Source organism: Streptomyces sp. NBC_00878, from assembly GCF_026341515.1.
Lineage (GTDB): Bacteria > Actinomycetota > Actinomycetes > Streptomycetales > Streptomycetaceae > Streptomyces.
In genome coordinates this window covers 160,837-178,931 of record NZ_JAPEOK010000001.1, presented here as the reverse complement: position 1 = coordinate 178,931, position 18,095 = coordinate 160,837, and the positions used below count along the sequence as shown (strand labels likewise).

2 protein-coding genes are annotated in these 18,095 nt (G+C 73.7%); both read left to right on the top strand.

Annotated elements, in window-relative coordinates:
* Positions 1-162 precede the first annotated feature (162 nt).
* Positions 163-15,045 (top strand): type I polyketide synthase, encoded by a 14,883-nt coding sequence (locus tag OHA11_RS00650; protein WP_266490870.1) that lies wholly within the window; start codon positions 163-165, stop codon positions 15,043-15,045.
* Positions 15,046-15,494: 449 nt separating this feature from the next.
* Positions 15,495-18,092 carry a LuxR family transcriptional regulator gene (locus tag OHA11_RS00645; protein WP_266490868.1) on the top strand — a complete coding sequence of 866 codons (2,598 nt, stop codon included), beginning with the start codon at positions 15,495-15,497 and terminating at the stop codon, positions 18,090-18,092.
* Positions 18,093-18,095: the final 3 nt, after the last annotated feature.

Below are 18,095 nucleotides of genomic sequence, written 5' to 3'. Positions count from 1 at the left end.
CCCACCCCTAGAGGTTCCGCCCCGCCCATAGGGGTGGCGGGCGGACCTCTTCTGGGGGTTACACCACTCCATCGCGGCCATAGCGTCCGATCAGGCACCGGACCGTCCGCTTCGTACCCCGGCGGCACCACCGGGCGGCAGAACCCAGGGAGCCACAAGGCTATGAACACGTCCCTCGACGAGGCCATCGACGCGTTGCGCACGGCGCTGCTGGAGAACGAGCGGCTGCGCCGCAGCAACCAGCAGCTCACCTCCGCCGCCACCGAACCCCTCGCCGTCGTCGGCATCGGCTGCCGCTTCCCCGGCGGCGTCGAAGGCCCCGAGTCGCTGTGGCGGCTGGTCGCCGAAGGCCGCGACGCCATGACCGGACCGCCCGCCGACCGGGGCTGGCAGCACCTGCCCTCCTACGACCCCGGCCACCAGGGCGCCTTCCTGCCCTCCGCCGCCGACTTCGACTCCGGCTTCTTCCGTATCTCGCCCCGCGAGGCTCTCGCCATGGACCCCCAGCAGCGCCAACTCCTGGAGGTCTCCTGGGAGGCACTGGAGCGCGCCGGGCTCGACCCGGCGTCCTTGCGCGGCTCCCGCACCGGCGTCTTCGTCGGCGGCGCCCCCCAGGAATACGGAGCCCTCCTCGCCGGCTCGCCCGACGACACCGACGGCTACGCCATCACCGGCCTGCCCGCCAGTATCCTCTCCGGCCGCATCGCCTACACCCTCGGCCTCGAAGGCCCCGCCCTCACCGTCGACACCGCCTGCTCCTCCTCCCTGGTCGCCCTCCACCTCGCCGCCCGCTCCCTGCGCGCCGGGGAGTGCGACCTGGCCCTCGTCGGCGGCGTCCTCGTCATGACCACCCCGGCCATCTACGGCGAGTTCGACAGCCAGGGCGGCTCCGCCTCCGACGGCCGCTGCAAGGCGTTCGCCGACGCCGCCGACGGCACCGGCTGGGGCGAGGGCGCCGGAGTGCTCGTCGTGGAGCGGCTCTCGGACGCCCGCCGCAACGGGCATCACGTACTGGCGGTGGTCCGGGGGAGTGCCGTCAACCAGGACGGTGCCTCCAACGGGCTCACCGCCCCCAACGGCCCTTCCCAGCAGCGGGTCATCAGCGACGCGCTGGCCGGCGCCGGGCTCCAGGCCGACGAGGTCGACGCCGTCGAGGCCCATGGCACCGGCACCAAGCTCGGCGACCCCATCGAGGCCCAGGCACTGCTCGCCACCTACGGCCGAGGCCGCCCGCAGGAGCGGCCGTTGTGGATCGGCTCCATCAAGTCCAACCTCGGCCACACCCAGTTCGCGGCGGGCATCGCCGGCGTCATCAAAATGATCATGGCGATACGCGAGGGCGTCCTGCCCCGCACCCTCCACGTCGACGAGCCCACCCGCCAGGTCGACTGGACCGCCGGCGCCGTCCGCGTCCTGACCGAGGAACAGCCCTGGCCCCAGACCGGCCGCCCGCGCCGCGCGGGCGTGTCCTCCTTCGGCATCAGCGGCACCAACGCCCACGTCATCCTCGAACAAGCCCCGGAACCCGACCGGGAACCCGACCCGGTACCTGACCCGGAGCCCTCGCGGACCGCCCGCACGTTCCCCGCCGTCCCCGTCACCCTCACCGCCCGCACCCCCGAGGCGCTCCGCGCCCAGGCCGCCCGCCTCCTCACCCACCTCGCCGAGCACCCCGCCCCCGCCCCCACCCTCCCCGACCTCGCCCACGCCCTCGCCACCACCCGCACCCCCCTCGACCACCGCGCCGTCCTCACCGCCACCGACCTCCCCGCTCTCACCCGGGGCCTGAAGGCCCTGACCGACGCCGAGGACACCACAGCCCTCGTCCAGGGAACCGTCACCGGCGGGGGAGTGGCCGTCGCCTTCTCCGGCCAGGGCTCACAACGGGTCGGCATGGGGCGGGAGTTGTACGAGGCGTACGAAGTGTTCGCCGCCGCCTTCGATGAAGTGTGCGCCGCTTTCGACGGGTTGGAGCTGAAGCAATCCGTATTCGAAGGCACGGCCGAGGAGTTGGCGGAGACCGGGTTGGCACAGCCCGCGTTGTTCGCGGTCGAGGTCGCGCTGTACCGCCTGCTGGAGTCGTGGGGCATCCACGCCGACGTCGTCTTCGGGCACTCCCTGGGCGAGTTGGTGGCCGCGTACGTCGCCGGGGTGTGGTCACTGGAGGACGCCTGCCGGGTCGTGGCGGCGCGTGGGCGCCTGATGCAGGCCCTGCCGTCCGGCGGGGCCATGTGGGCCGTAGAGGCGGAGGAGACGGAGGTGCAGGAGACCCCCGGCGTATGGCTCGCAGCAGTCAACGGCCCCCGCGCGGTGGTGCTTTCCGGTGAGGAAGACGCCGTGAAGGCAACAGCCGACGGGTTCGCCGCCCGGGGCCGCCGAGTGAAACGACTCAACGTCAGCCATGCCTTCCACTCGGGACTGATGGACCCGATGCCGGCCGACTTCGCGCGCGTCCTCGCCGAAGTGACGTACGCCGAGCCGGTCATCCCCGTCGTCTCCAACATCACCGGTGAGATCGCGGGCGAGGAACTGACCACCCCCGAGTACTGGGCACGCCACGTCCGCGCCGCCGTCCGCTTCGCCGACGGAGTCCGGGCCGTGGCCGGACAGGGCGTCTCCACCGTGCTCGAAGTCGGTCCGGACGGCTCGCTGCTGACGACCGTACGGGACACCGTCCCCGACCTCGTGACCGTCCCGGCACTGCGCCGGGACCGAGGGGAACGGGAGGCGCTGACCGCGGCCCTCGGGCAGGCGTACGTCCATGGCGTGGGCGTCGACTGGGCCACCGTCCTCGGGGGCGGCGGGCGGCCGGTGCCGCTGCCGACGTACGCCTTCCAGCACCGGCGGTACTGGCCGCGCCCGGGAAGCCCGGCCGGGAGCCGGCCGGAGGATGCGCGGCGCTACCGCATCGCCTGGCGGCCGACCGCGCCGGACAGCACGGAGCTGACCGGCAGATGGCTCCTCGTCACGCCCGACACCGAGGACACGTCGGCCGTGGCCCAGGCCCTGCGGGACGCGGGCGCCGAGGTGGAGACCGCGCCGGACGCGCGCGGCGCGGCGGGCGACTACGCGGGCGTCGTGGCGCTGCCGCAGGGCCCCGCCGACGCCGTCGCCCTCGTCCAGGACCTGCGAGCCTCCGGCACCAAGGTCCCGCTGTGGTGGCTGACCCGGCACGCCGTGGCCGTCACCCCCGGCGACACCGTACGGCCCGACGCCACCCGCCTGTGGGGGCTCGGCCAGGTCGTCGGCCTGGAGGAGCCGGGCTGGTGGGGCGGCCTGATCGACCTGCCCGCCCTGTGGGACGGCGGCACGGGTGCCGCGCTCGCGGCCGTCCTCGCGGGCGGCACCGGAGGCGAGGACCAGCTCGCCGTACGCACCACCGGGGTCTTCGCCCGTCGCCTGATGCGCGCCCCGCTGCCGGGAGGTACCCCCGCTCGGCGCTGGCAGCCGCGCGGCACCGTCCTGATCACCGGCGGCACCGGAGGCGTCGGTGCCAACGTGGCCCGCTGGGCCGCCACCGAGGGAGCCCGCCACCTGCTCCTCACCAGCAGGCGCGGCGCCGCCGCACCGGGCGCGGCCGAACTCGGCAGGGAACTTGAGGCGTTGGGCGCGTCGGTGACGTTCGCCGCGTGCGACACCGGTGACCGGGACGCCCTCGCCGCGACCTTGGCCGACATCCCCGAGGAACACCCGCTCACCGCCGTCGTCCACGCGGCCGGAGTCGTCCGCTACACCAAGGTGCGCGACCTGACCCCCGAGGAGCTGGACGAGGTCCTCACCGGCAAGGCGACCGGCGCCCGCCACCTCGACGAACTGACCGCACACCTGGACCTGGACGCCTTCGTCCTGTTCTCCTCCGGCGCCGCCGCCTGGGGCGGCGGCTCCCAGGGTGCCTACGCCGCCGCCAACGCCTACCTCGACGGCCTCGCCGAGGCCCGGCACGCCGCGGGGCGCCCGGCCACCTCGCTGGCCTGGGGCATCTGGGGCGGCGGCGGCATGGGCGCCGACCTCGACGAACAGTCCCTCGCCCGGATGGGCCTCGCCCTGCTGGACCCCGCGCTCGCCCTCGCCGTCATGCGCGAGGCCGTCGAGCACGACGAGCCGACCCTGACCGTCACCGACACCGACTGGTCCCGTTTCGCCCCCGTCTACGCCGGTGCCCGACGCCGCCCGCTCATCGAGGACATCCCCGAGGCGGCGGAGGCCCTGCGCGCAACAGACGACGCCCCCGAGGGACCGTCCGACGACAGTCTGCGCGCCCGGCTCGGCCGGCTCACCGAGAGCGAGCGTCGAGCCGCCCTGCTGGACCTCGTCCGCACCCGGGCCGCCGCGGTCCTCGGCCACACCGACACAGCCGAGGTCTCCGACCTGCGCGCCTTCAACGACCTCGGCTTCGACTCGCTCACCGCGACCGAGCTGCGCGACCGGCTGAACACCGCGACCGGCCTGAAACTCCCCGCGACCCTCGTCTTCGACCACCCCAACCCCGCCGCCCTCGCCACCCACCTCGGCCACGAGCTGTACGGCGGCGCCGACCCGCTGGCCGGCACCGTCGCCGTCCGGCAGGCCGACGCCGACGACCCGCTCGTCGTCGTCGGCATGGCCTGCCGTCTCCCCGGCGGTGTGACGAACCCCGACGACCTGTGGCGGCTCGTCGCCGAGGGCCGCGACGCGATCGGCGGCGCCCCCGACGACCGGGGCTGGGACGCCTGGGGCGACACCGGCGGCCTCCAGGGCGGTTTCCTGGCCGGCGCGACGGGCTTCGATGCCGAGTTCTTCGGTATCTCCCCGCGCGAGGCCCTCGCCATGGACCCTCAGCAGCGCCAGCTCCTGGAGGTCTCCTGGGAGGCGCTGGAGCGCGCCGGGCTCGACCCGGCGTTCTTACGTGGCTCCCGCACCGGCGTCTTCGTCGGCGGCACCCCCACCGGATACGGCGCGCTCCTCGGCGACGGCGGCGAGGCCGGCGGCTACCTCCTCACCGGCAACAGCGGCAGCGTCATGTCCGGCCGGATCGCCTACGTCCTCGGCCTGGAAGGGCCCGCGCTCACCGTCGACACCGCCTGCTCGTCCTCCCTGGTCTCCCTGCACCTCGCCGGACAGGCCCTCACCCGGGGCGAGTGCGACCTCGCCCTCGTGGGCGGCGTCGCCGTCATGCCCACCCCGGGCGCCTTCGACGAGTTCGACCGCCAGGGCGGCCTCGCCTCCGACGGCCGCTGCAAGGCCTTCGCCGACGCGGCCGACGGCACCGGATGGTCGGAGGGTGTCGCCTTCCTAGTCGTGGAACGGCAGTCGGACGCCCGCCGCAACGGGCACCAGGTACTGGCCGTCGTACGTGGCTCGGCCATCAACCAGGACGGCGCCTCGAACGGACTCAGCGCCCCCAACGGACCCTCCCAGCAACGGGTCATCGCCCAGGCCCTCACCAACGCCGGGCTCACCCCCGACGAGGTCGACGCGGTCGAGGCGCACGGCACCGGGACGCGGCTCGGGGACCCGATCGAGGCGCAGGCCTTGCTCGCCACGTACGGCCAAAACCGTGAACGTCCGCTGCATCTCGGCTCGTTGAAGTCCAACATCGGCCACACCCAGGCCGTGTCCGGAGTGGCCGGCGTGATCAAGACCGTCCTCGCGCTGCGGGAAGGGGTCCTGCCGCAGACCCTGCACGTCGACGCGCCGAGCGGCCAAGTCGACTGGTCGGCGGGTGCGGTGGAGCTGCTGACTCAGGCGCGGGAGTGGCCCGAGACCGGGCGCCCGCGCCGGGCAGGTGTCTCGTCGTTCGGCATCAGCGGCACCAACGCCCACGTCATCCTGGAACAGGCTCCCGAGGCAGACCCTCGCCCCGATCCGCTCACCGGCCCGCTTCCTTGGATTCTCTCCGGTCACACGGAGTCCGCACTCCGGGCTCAAGCCACTGTGCTCTCCCGCTACTTGATGGGGCATCAGGCAATGTCTCACGACGCCGTCGCCGCGTCTCTCGCTGTGTCGCGGGCGGGGTTGGAGTGCCGGGCGGTGGTGGTCGGTGGGGACCGGGAGGCGTTGGAGCGCGGGGTTGCTGCCGTCGCGGACGGTTCGGCTGATCCGGGAGTTGTGCGGGGGCGTGCGGGGACTGGTGGTGTGGTGTTCGTGTTCCCGGGTCAGGGCTCGCAGTGGGCGGGGATGGCGCTTGAACTCCTCGATTCCTCCCCGGTGTTCGCGGCACGCATGGCCGAGTGTGAGCAGGCGCTGTCGGCGTACGTCGACTGGTCGTTGAAGGACGTCCTGCAGGGTGAGTTGGAGCGGGTGGATGTCGTTCAGCCCGTGTTGTGGGCGGTGATGGTGTCGTTGGCGGAGGTGTGGCGGTCGTACGGCGTCGAACCGGCCGCTGTCGTCGGCCATTCGCAGGGTGAGATCGCGGCGGCCGTGGTCGCCGGGGCACTGTCTCTGGAAGACGGTGCCCGGGTGGTGGCGTTGCGGTCGAGGGCGATCCTGGCGCTTTCGGGCCAGGGCGGCATGGTCTCCGTGCAGCTCCCCGCCGGCCTCGTCCGTGAGGAACTCAAGCGCTGGGACGGCCGGATCGATCTGGCGGCGGTCAACGGGCCGTCGGCGGTCGTCGTCGCGGGTGAACCCGGGGCGCTGGACGAGTTGTTGGCGTGGGCCGAGGAGGACGGGGTGCGTGCCCGGCGGATCGCCGTGGACTACGCCTCCCACTCCGCCCATGTCGACGCCGTACGCCAGGAGTTGGCGGATCTGCTCAAGGACGTTGCCCCGAAGCCGTCCCGGGTGGCGTTCTACTCCTGCGTCACCGCCGGCCGGCTGGAGACTGTGGGGTTGGACGCCGACTACTGGTTCCGCAACCTGCGCCAACCGGTCGAGTTCGAGCAGACCACCCGGGCCCTGCTGGAACAGGGACACACCCTGTTCGTCGAGGTCACCCCCCACCCGGTCCTCACCAGCGCCGTCCAGGAAACCGCCGAGGACCACGGCCGCCAGATCGCCGTCACCGGCACCCTGCGCCGCGGTGAAGGCGGCCCGCAGCGGCTGCTGTTGTCACTCGGCGAGGCATACGTCCACGGCGCCCCCGTCGACTGGACCCCCTGCCTGCCGGACGCAGACGACGTCGACCTGCCCACGTACGCCTTCCAGCACAAGCACTACTGGATGGAGATGCCCCCGACCGCCGGGGTCGGCCGCCCGGTCGACGCCTGGCGCTACCGCGTGACCTGGCGTCGGCTCACGCAGACCGGGAACCCGGCGCTAGACGGGCGCTGGCTGCTGGTCGACCCGGAGGGCGACGGCCGCGAGGTCGCCGAGGCGCTGCGCGCGGCCGGTGCCGAGGTCGACGTGGCCGACGCGGTGCGCGAGGGCACGTACGACGGTGTCGTGTGCCTGCCGACAACCGCCGTGGAGGCGCTCGGTGTGGTTCGCGAGCTGGACGCGGCCGGGATGCGGGCGCCGCTGTGGTGGCTGACGCGGGGCGGTGCCTCCGTGTCGAGCGGGGACGCCGTACGGGCCGAGGCGACCCGGCTGTGGGGGCTCGGCCAGGTCGTCGGCCTGGAGCAACCCGACCGGTGGGGCGGCCTGATCGACCTGCCGGCCGAGTGGAGCGACGGTGCGGCGGCCTCGCTGACGGCCCTGCTGGCCGGGGCGGCCGGGGGAGAGGACCAGCTGGCCGTCCGGGGCCCGGCCGCCTACGCGCGCCGACTGGTGCGGGCGCCGCTCACCGAGCGCGTACCGGTGCGACGGTGGCAGCCGCACGGCACCGTCCTGATCACCGGCGGCACCGGCGGTATCGCCGCCCACCTCGCGCGCAGGCTGGCCGCCGAGGGCGCCGAGCATCTGCTGCTGTTGGGTCGGCGCGGCGGCGCGGCCCCGGGTGCGGCCGAACTCGCCGAGGAAATCAGGGCGTTGGGTGCGGAGGTGTCGTTCGCGGCCTGTGACGTCACCGACCGCGACACCCTCGCCGCCGTCCTCGACGGCGTGCCCGAACAGTGGCCGCTGACCGCCGTCCTGCACACAGCCAGCTCCACCAGCTACGGCCCCGTCCTCGGCGTCGAAACCGGCGAACTGGTCGCCGGCATGGCCGCGAAGGCGGACGGCGCCCGGCACCTGGACGAGCTGACGGCCCATCTGGACCTGGACGCCTTCGTCCTGTTCTCCTCCGGCGCCGCCGTCTGGGGCAGCGCGGGCAACGGTGTCTACGCCGCCGCCAACGCCTACCTCGACGGCCTCGCCCACGAGCGCCGGGCCCGGGGCCTGACGGCCACCTCCGTGGCCTGGGGCGGATGGGCCGACGGCGGCATGCTGAGCGACTTCGACCAGCTCGCGGACCAGCTCCAGCGCATGGGCGTACGGCCGATGCGCCCCGAGTCCGCGATGGACGTGCTGTGGGAGGCCGTCGAGTACGGCGAGACGACGCTCACCGTCAGCGACATGGACTGGGAGCGGTTCGCGCCCGTCTACGCGATGTCCCGGCGCCGCCCCCTGATCGAGGAGATCCCGGAGGCCGCTCGCGTCCTCTCCCCGTCCGGCGACAGCGCGTCCGGGGGTGACGACAGTGCGGCAGGGCAGTTGCGGGCGAGCCTCGCGGGTCTGGGCACCGCCGAACAGCGCGCCGCTCTGCTGGACCTGGTGCGCGGCCGGGCCGCCGCCGTCCTCGGCCATGACGAACCTGCCCAGATCGCCGGTGGGCGGCCCTTCAAGGACCTCGGCTTCGACTCGCTCACCGCGACCGAGCTGCGCAATCGGCTGGCCGCGGCGACGGGTCTGAAGCTGCCCGCCACCCTCGTCTTCGACCACCCCACCCCCACCGCCTTGGCCGAGTACCTGCGCGACGAACTCCTCGGCGCCGCCGTGGAGATGAGTGCCACCCCGCGTGCGGGCCGGGCCGCCGACAACGACGACCCGCTGGTCGTCGTCGGCATGGCCTGCCGCTACCCGGGCGGTGTGCGCGGCCCCGAGGACCTGTGGCGGCTGCTCGCCGAGGGCCGCGACGAGATGGCGGACTTCCCCACCGATCGCGGCTGGGACGCCCTTTCCCTCTACGACCCCGGCCGCCGGACGACGCTCTCCGGGCAGGGCGCGTTCCTGTACGACGCGGGCGACTTCGACGCCGAGTTCTTCGGCATCTCGCCGCGCGAGGCCCTCTCCATGGACCCCCAGCAGCGGCTGCTCCTGGAGGTCTCCTGGGAAGCGCTGGAGCGCACCGGCATCGCGCCGCTCTCGCTGCGCGGCTCCCGCACCGGCGTGTTCGTCGGCGGCACCCCGCAGGAGTACGGCGCCCTGCTGATGAACTCGGCCTCCCTGGCCGGGGGTTACGCCCTGACCAGCTCCTCAGGCAGCGTCATGTCCGGGCGCGTCTCCTACGTCCTCGGCCTGGAAGGCCCGGCGGTCACCGTCGACACCGCCTGCTCCTCCTCCCTGGTCTCCCTGCACCTCGCCGGGCAGGCGCTGCGCGCGGGGGAGTGCGACCTCGCGCTCGCGGGCGGCGTCACCGTCATGGCCACGCCCGGCTCGTTCGCCGAGTTCGCCAACCAGGGCGGCCTGTCCTCCGACGGCCGCTGCAAGGCGTTCGCCGACACGGCCGACGGCACCGGCTGGGGAGAGGGCGTCGGGATCGTCGTCCTCGAACGGCTCTCGGACGCCCGCCGCAACGGGCACCGGGTCCTCGCGACCGTACGGGGCTCGGCCGTCAACCAGGACGGTGCCTCGAACGGTCTCACGGCGCCCAACGGGCCCTCGCAGCAGCGGGTCATCCGGGCCGCCCTGGACAGCGCGGGGCTCACCCCGGCCGATGTCGACGCGGTCGAGGCGCACGGCACCGGCACGAAGCTCGGCGACCCGATCGAGGCGCAGGCGCTGCTGGCCACCTACGGCAAGGAGCGGAACCCCAAGCGGCCGTTGTGGCTCGGGTCCGTGAAGTCGAACATCGGGCACACCCAGTACGCGGCGGGGGTCGCCGGTGTCATCAAGACGATCCTCGCGATGCGTGCGGGCGTCCTGCCGCGCACCCTGCACGTCGACGAGCCCACCCGCCAGGTCGACTGGTCCGCCGGTGGCGTACGGCTGCTGACGGAGGAACAGACCTGGCCCGAGACGGACGGGCCGCGCCGGGCGGGTGTCTCCTCGTTCGGTATCAGCGGCACCAACGCGCACGTCATCCTGGAGCACACCCCCGAGCCCGAGCCCGAGCCCGAGCCGGTCGAGCCATCCGAGCCGGCCACCCCGCTCGTGCCCTGGCTGCTGTCCGGGCACACCGAGGCCGCCCTGCGCGACCAGGCCGCCGCCCTCCTCACCGATCTGGAGGCCCGCCCCGATGTCGTACCGCTGGACGTCGCCCACTCCCTCGCCACGACCCGCAGCGGCCTCGCCCACCGCGCCGCCGTCGTCGCCGACTCCCCGGCCGTGTTCCTCGACGGGCTGCGCTCCCTCGCCGCGGGCACCCCGAACGCCGACGTCCTCACGGACACCGCCCGGGAGACCCCGCTCGCGGTCGTCTTCCCCGGCCAGGGCTCCCAACGCGTCGGCATGGGAAGGGAGCTGTACGGACGCCATCCCGGGTTCGCGGCGGCCTTCGACGAGGTGTGTGCCGCCTTCGGCGGGCTGCTCGACCGCCCGCTGCGCGACCTCGTCCTGGCCGAGGACACCGACCGCGCCGTCCTCGACCGCACCGGATACACCCAGCCCGCCCTGTTCGCCGTGGAAGTCGCCCTGTACCGGCTGCTGGAGAGCTGGGGCGTGCGCGCGGACGTGCTCATCGGGCACTCGATCGGAGAACTCGTCGCCGCCCATGTCGCCGGAGTCTGGACGTTGCCCGACGCCTGCCGGGTGGTCGCCGCCCGCGCCCGGCTGATGCAGTCGCTGCCCGCCGGGGGCGCCATGCTCGCCGTGCACGCCGCCGAGACCGAGGTTGTCGGGGTGCTCGCCGCCCGCGCGGACGGCGGCGACATCGGCATCGCCGCCGTCAACAGCCCCACCGCCGTCGTCGTCTCCGGGCCCGAGCCCGCAATACTCGGGGCCGCCGCCGAGTTCGTCGGGCGCGGCCACCGCACCAAGGTGCTCCCGGTCAGCCACGCCTTCCACTCCGCGCTCATGGAGCCCATGCTCGCCGACTTCGCCGCCGAACTGGCCCGGGTCGAGTTCCACGAGCCGAACCTCACCGTCATCTCCAACGTCACCGGCGGCGTGGCCTCGGCCGCCGAACTGCGTTCCCCCGGCTACTGGGTGGGGCACGTCCGTGGCTCCGTACGGTTCGCGGACGGTGTGCGCACCCTCCTCGACCGGGGGGTGCGCACCTTCCTGGAGGCAGGGCCCGGCAGCGCCCTGACCGCGATGGCCGACGAGACCGCGGCGGAGCACACCCCCGACCCGGTGACCTGTGTGGCGGCGCTGCGCTCCGCGGGCCGGGGCGAGGCCGACGCGCTGGTCACCGCTGTCACCCGGCTCGCCCTCGCCGGCCGCCCGGCCGACTGGGCCGCCTACTACGCAGGCCGCGGCGCCCGCGCCGTCGACCTGCCGACCTATACCTTCCAGCACCGCCGGTACTGGCTGCGCGTGCTGGGCGGCGCAGCCCAGGACGTCACCGCGCTCGGCCTCGACGCGGCCCACCACCCACTGCTCGGCGCCGTCACCACGCTCCCGGAGACCTGCGGGCTGCTGTTCACCGGCTCCCTCGCCGCCGACCGCCACCCCTGGCTCGCCGACCACGCCCTGGGCGGTATCCCGATCCTGCCCGGCTCGGCCTTCCTCGAACTCGCCCTGCACGCGGGCCGGTACGCGGACTGTGACCGGGTCGACGAACTCGTCGTCCACGCGCCGCTCGCGCTGACCGGCACCACCGCCCTGCGTCTCGGCGTCGACCCCGCGGACTCCGCCGGGCGGCGCGCCTTCACTGTCCACGCCCGCACCGAGGAGCCCGGCGCCGAGTGGACCCGGCACGCCGGCGGTGTGCTCACCGCGGCCACCGTGCCCGCCCCGGCCGCCGACGCCACCTGGCCGCCGCCCGGCGCCCGGCCGGTACCGCTGGACGACTTCTACCTCGCCACCGCCGAACGCGGCCTGGAGTACGGGCCCGCCTTCCACGGGCTGACCGGCCTGTGGCAGACCGACGGCGCCCTGCACGCCGACGTCGTCCTGCCCGAGTCCCTTGCCCGCGAAGAGGCTTCGGACGACGACCACGCCCTGCACCCGGCCCTGCTCGACGCCGCCCTCCAGCCCCTCGGCCTCGGCATCCTGGCCGCTCAGGACGGGGACGCCACCCCGGTCCCGGCCGGACTGCCGTTCGCCTGGTCCGGCGTCAGCCTGCACGCCGCCGGGGCGCACGCACTGCGGGCCAAGCTCACCGCCGCGGGCGACGGCACGGTCGCGGTGGAGCTGACCACGCCCGACGGACAACCCGTGCTGAGTGTCGACGCGCTGACCCTGCGCACCCCGAGCGCCCCGCAGGCCCCGGCCGCCGGAGCGGACCTGTACCGGTTCCAGTGGCCCCAACTGCCCGTCCCGGCCGCCTCCGACGGAGCGAGCTGGGCGCTGGTCGGCCTCGACCCGAGGGAGCTGCGGTCCTGCCTGGCCGCCGCCACCGGCCGTGACGTCGTCCCGTACCCGGACAGCCGGGTCCTCGCCGACGCGCTGGCCTCCGGCGCGCCCGTCCCCGCCGTCGCCCTCGCCTGGTGCGACGCGCCGGACAGCGGCGACCCCGCCGCCGACGCCCATGCGCTCGGCGGGCACACGCTCGCGCTGCTCCAGGAATGGCTGGCCGACGACCGTCTGACGGACGTCCCGCTCGTCCTGATCACCCACGGCGCGGTCGCCACCGGTCCGGACGACGACGCCCCGCACCCGGCCCGCGCCGCTGTCTGGGGCCTCGCCCGCGCCGTGCAGAGCGAGCACCCCGGCCGGCTGGTCCTGGCCGACCTCGGCGCCCACCTCGACGGCTCCGGCGACCCCGAGGGAGTGGCGACCGCACTCGCCGCCCTGCCGGCCGCCGTGGCCGGCGGGGAGCCTCAGCTGGCGCTGCGGGCCGGCACCGTCCACGCGCCCCGGCTCGCCCGGACGGCCGTCGCCGCCCCGGCCGCGGGCGGCGCCGCCGCCCCCGCGTTCGACCCCGACGGCACTGTCCTGGTGACCGGCGCGATCGGCGGCATCGGCGCCCTGGTCGCCCGCCGCCTGGTCGAACACCACGGCGTGCGGCACCTGTTGCTCACCGGCCGGCGCGGCCCCGACACCCCGGGCGCCGGCCGGCTGGCCGCCGACCTGACGGCGGCCGGTGCCCGGGTGACCCTCGCCGCCTGCGACGTCGCCGACCGCGCGGCGCTCTCCGCCCTGCTGGCCGGACTCGACGCGCCCCTCGCCGGGGTCCTTCACCTGGCCGGTGTCGTCGAGGACGGGCTTGCCCTCGACCTCACCCCGCAGCGCCTCGACGCCGTCCTGCGGCCCAAGGCGGACGCGGCCTGGCACCTGCACGAGCTGACGGCCGGTGACCACCCCGTCCCGCTGGTCCTGTTCTCCTCGGCGGCTGGTGTTCTGGGCAGCCCGGGACAGGCGAACTACGCCGCCGCCAACGCGTTCCTCGACGCTCTCGCCCAGCACCGCCAGGCGCTCGGCCTGCCCGTGGTGTCCCTGGCCTGGGGCCCCTGGCAGGGCGTCGGGGGCATGGCGGACGCCGCCGACGGACGGGCCCGTGGCACGGGCGGCGGACTGCTGCCGTTCACCGCCGACACCGGACTCGCCGCGCTCGACCAGGCCCTCACCGTCGCGGGGGAGCCGGTGCTCGTGCCGCTGCGGCTGGCCCTGAAGGCCGCCGCGGGGCTGCCCGCCGAGCAGATCCCCGCAGTGCTGCGCGGCCTGGTGCGCGGTACTCGCCGCCCGGTCAGGCAGGCGGAGGCCGGCCGGCCGGTCGCGGGCGGCGGCCTGGCCGCGCTGGAGCCCGCCGCCCGCGCGGACGCCCTGCTGCGCCTGGTGCGCGTCGAGGCGTCACGGGTCCTGGGTCACGACAGCCCCGACGGCATCGACGCCGACCGGGCCTTCGGCGACCTCGGGTTCGACTCGCTGACCTCCGTCGAACTGCGCAACAGGCTGGCCGACGCCGCCGGGCTGCGACTCCAGCCCACCCTGGTCTTCGACCACCCGACCCCGGCCGCCCTCGCCGTCGCCCTCGACCGCCGGTTCACCGACCCGGCCCCGCGCTCCGGGTCCACCGCCGCACCGGCCGATCCCACGACGTCCGTCGCCGACGCGGTGGAGGCGCTCTACCGGCACGCCGTCTCGGTCGGAGAGTACGGCCGGGCGGCCAAGGTCCTGATGAACTCCGCGGGCCTGCGCCCTTCGTTCACCTCGGCGCAGGACGTGGGGCGTGCGCCGGGCCTGGTGCGACTGGGCGACGGCGACGGCAGCGGCCGACCGGCGCTGATCGGCCTGCCGTCGACCTCGGTGTGGGCCAGCGACCAGGAGTTCGTCGCCCTGGCCCGGCCGCTGCGCGGGCTGCGGGACACCTATTCCCTGATGATGCCGGGCTTCGCCTCCGGTGAACTCGTCGCCAGGAGCGTCGAGGCGGCGGCCGAGCACGCCGCGCGGACCATCCTGCGCACACTGGACGGAGCCCCGTTCGCGCTGGCCGGCCGCTCCTCCGGTGGCTCCCTCGCCTACGCGGTCGCCACCCGTCTGGAGGAGCTGGGCTCACCGGCCGCGGGCGTCGCCATGCTCGACACCTACCTCGCGGGCATGCCGCAGACCCAGTACATGGTTCACGTCATGGAGTCCCGCTCCCTCGAACGCGAGGCCGAGTTCGGCCGGATGACCGGTCTCAGGCTCACCGCGATGGCGTCGTACTTCTCGCTCTTCGAGACCTGGCAGCCCAACCCGCTCGCCACCCCCGGCCTGCTGCTGCGGGCCTCCCGGCCGGTCCAGCCGGACCCGGAGCACCCTCAGGAGGTCCCAGACGAGTGGCAGACGGTGTGGCCGGTGCCGCTGAAGGTGGCGGACGTGCCCGGCGACCACCACTCCATGATCGAGGAGCACGGGGAGACGACCGCCGCGGTGATCCACGACTGGCTCACCGGACTTGGATCGTGAAATAGCCTTTTTGAAGTTTTCCTTTCGCAAACCACTTTCCACTTGCGTTCTTCGTCACATTTACTGGAGCTGGGCTGCACTGGCCCATATATTGCGCTAGCAGAATGGCGGAAATGAGTGGGGGATGGACTGTCGTTAATGGTCAGGTGGGCGTGAGGTATCAGTAGATCCATTCTGGGGTGTCGGTACGAATGCGAGCGTTAGGACTCTCTTAAGGCGTCAAATTTTACTTGAAAGTCAGAGAGGTCCGTCTATAGTCGTGGTGTGCCCGGTGATTGGCCGCCGAAATGGTTAACTAAGGTGAGCGTGCTGGTTTCCGGCACATTCCTTGGCAGTGGCCGGGCTAATTGTCTAGCGTGCCAACAGTGTTCACGCCGCGTTCGCGGTGGGTGTGGGATCAGAGGTGGAATACGATGATGCCTAACAGCCAAGATGGCGAATTCCAGTCCATGAAAGCCCTGTATGCCTGGTGCCAGCGCGGCAGCGCACTGAGCGTCATTCTGGAGGGCGGCGTCGGTTGCGGGAAGACCCGCATCCTCGACCTGTTCGCCCAGTACTGCGCCGAACAGGGGGCGACCGTCCTCACGATCCCCCGCACGGCGCCGGCAGGGGAAGCGGCCACGGCCCACGACGTCGAGGACTTCGTCGACCGACTGGAAGACCTGTCCCGCGACGCACCCATCGTCGTGTGCCGTGACGACCCACAGGGCCAGGACGAACACGGCACCCGTCTCCTCCTCGACGCGCTGCGGCGCCTGGGCAACAGGCGGGTGATGCTGGTCCTCACCCTGCTGCCGTTCGGCGGCGCCTTCGCCCCCGCCCTCCACCGCGACCTGCTGCGCCAGCCCCATGTCCACTGGGTCCGGCTGCGCCCGCTGACCGTGGAGCAGGGCCACGAACTGTGGACCTGGCTGCGCGGCAGCTCCTCCCTGGACAGCGTCGAGGAGGCGTTGACCGCCAGCGGCGGCAATCCCCTCCTGCTGCGCGCCCTGTCCGAGGAACTGCGCATGGCGCTGTCCATGGCCCAGTGGCCCCAACCGCACGGCCTCTTCGTCCAGGAGGCCGTCGACTGCGCGCGCGACAGCGGACCGCTCGCCCTGAAGGTCGCCGCCGGTATGGCCGTGCTCGGCGAGTTCTCCGACCCCGACAGCCTGGCCGCCGTCCTGCGGCTGAGTCCCACCGCGATCGACTACGGCCGCAATCTGCTGGACGCGGCCGGGCTGGTCCGCGGTTGGCACATCCGCCACCCGCTGGTCGCCGCCGGAATCCTCGAACACGTCGGGGAGGCGCAGCGGGCCGGCCTCGACGCCGAGGCCGGCGAACTGCTGTACCGACGCGGCACCGGCGCCACCGAACTGGCCCGCCTGCTCCTGCGGACCCGCGCCGTCGGCGGCACCTGGCAGGCCGCGGTTCTGGAACGCGCCGCAGCCGAGGCGCTCGACGAGGACGACGCCCGCTTCGCCGACGACTGCTTAGCCCTGGCCCAGGAAGACACCACGGACTGCCGGGACTTCGTCCGCCTGGTGCTGAAACGCTACGTCCTGAGCATGCGCACCGAACCCTGGACAGCCGCTCCCAGATTCCTCGACCAGTCGATGCGAGAGCCCTGCCCCCACGGCCACGAACCCTGTCACGCCCGCAGTGTCCTACGCGCCCGGCTGCTGCTCGAATGCGGCCGGATGGAGGAGGGCGTCACGGTCCTCCGGTCCACATTCCCGCAGGCCGAGGACGCCCACATCGGATGCCACGACCCGGAGAGCGACAACTGGCCCTGGCTCTTCCAAGTTGTCCCCGGCCTCTGCGACACCTCGTCCCTCGGTCCCGGCGCCGGACAGTCCCTGACGGATCTGCTGAAGTTCGACTTCTGCCTCAGCCGACTGAGCGCCCGCAGCCCCGAGACGCACGACGCGGAGGAACACCTGCGCACCCTCGCGCTCGGCGACACCACCTTCCCACTGATCGTTTCCGCGCTGATCTGCCTGAGCCGGGGACGCCCCCACCTCGCCGACGCGTGGGCCGCGCACTTCATCCGCGAGGCCACCGAACGCGGCGTCGAGGGCTGGCGGCAGATCTTCACCGGCGTCCGCGCCGAGGTCGCGCTCGTCCGCGGCCGGCTCACCGAGGCCGAGACCTACGCCCGCGACGTCCTCGCGGCCGGCACCGGCGAACCCAGCTACTGGCTCTACGGCAGCCCCCTCGCCGTCCTCATCGACGTCTGCGTCGCCACCGGCCGCTACGAGGAGGCCACCCGGCTGCTCGACCGGCCACTGCCGGACGACTTCGCGCAGAGCGTCTTCTCCTTTTCCTACCTGCAAGCCCGCGGTCACTTCCTGGCCGGCATCGATCGCCCCCACCTCGCGCTCTCGGACTTCCTCACGATCGGCAAGTGCGCCGAGCGCTGGCTGCTGCCCGACTGGTTCGAGCCCGCCTGGCGCATCGACGCGGCCGAGACCTGGCTCAGGATCGGCAACGACCAGGAGTGCGCCCACCTGCTCGCCGCGCACGAAGCCCGCGCTTCCGACAACACCGGCATGCTCTTTCCCGGACAGTGGCTCAGGGTCCGGGCCCGGCTCGCCGGACAGCAGGAACGTCCTGTCCTGCTCAGCCACGCCGTCGAGCGGCTGCGGGAGATCAGCGGCGGCTGGGTGCTGGCCGACGCCCTGGCCGACCTCGCCGAGGCGTACCAGGACCTCGGCCAGACCGGCCCGGCCGAACTCGTCCTGCGCGAGGCCGGACAACTCGCCGAGGAGTCCCGCTGCGGTGCCCTGCTCGAACGCATCGCCGCCCTGACCGTCGGCGACCGCCCCGCCCACCGCGTCCTGCACGGCCCCCGGTCCCTGAACCCGGCCGCCAAACTCAGCGAGTCGGAGCTGCGCGTCGCCGTCCTCGCGGCCCGGGGCTCCACCAACCGCGAGATCTCCGAGGAACTCTTCATCACGGTCAGCACCGTCGAACAGCACCTCACCAGGGTCTACCGCAAGCTCGACATCACCTCCCGGCAGGAACTCCCGCTCTACGTCAAGGAAGCCTTACGCGAAGCGGCCTGACGG

Excerpts from the sequence above, each read along its gene's own strand:
- OHA11_RS00650 (WP_266490870.1), top strand. The coding sequence starts at position 163 with ATGAACACGTCCCTCGACGAGGCCATCGACGCGTTGCGCACGGCGCTG.
- OHA11_RS00645 (WP_266490868.1), top strand. The coding sequence starts at position 15,495 with ATGAAAGCCCTGTATGCCTGGTGCCAGCGCGGCAGCGCACTGAGCGTC.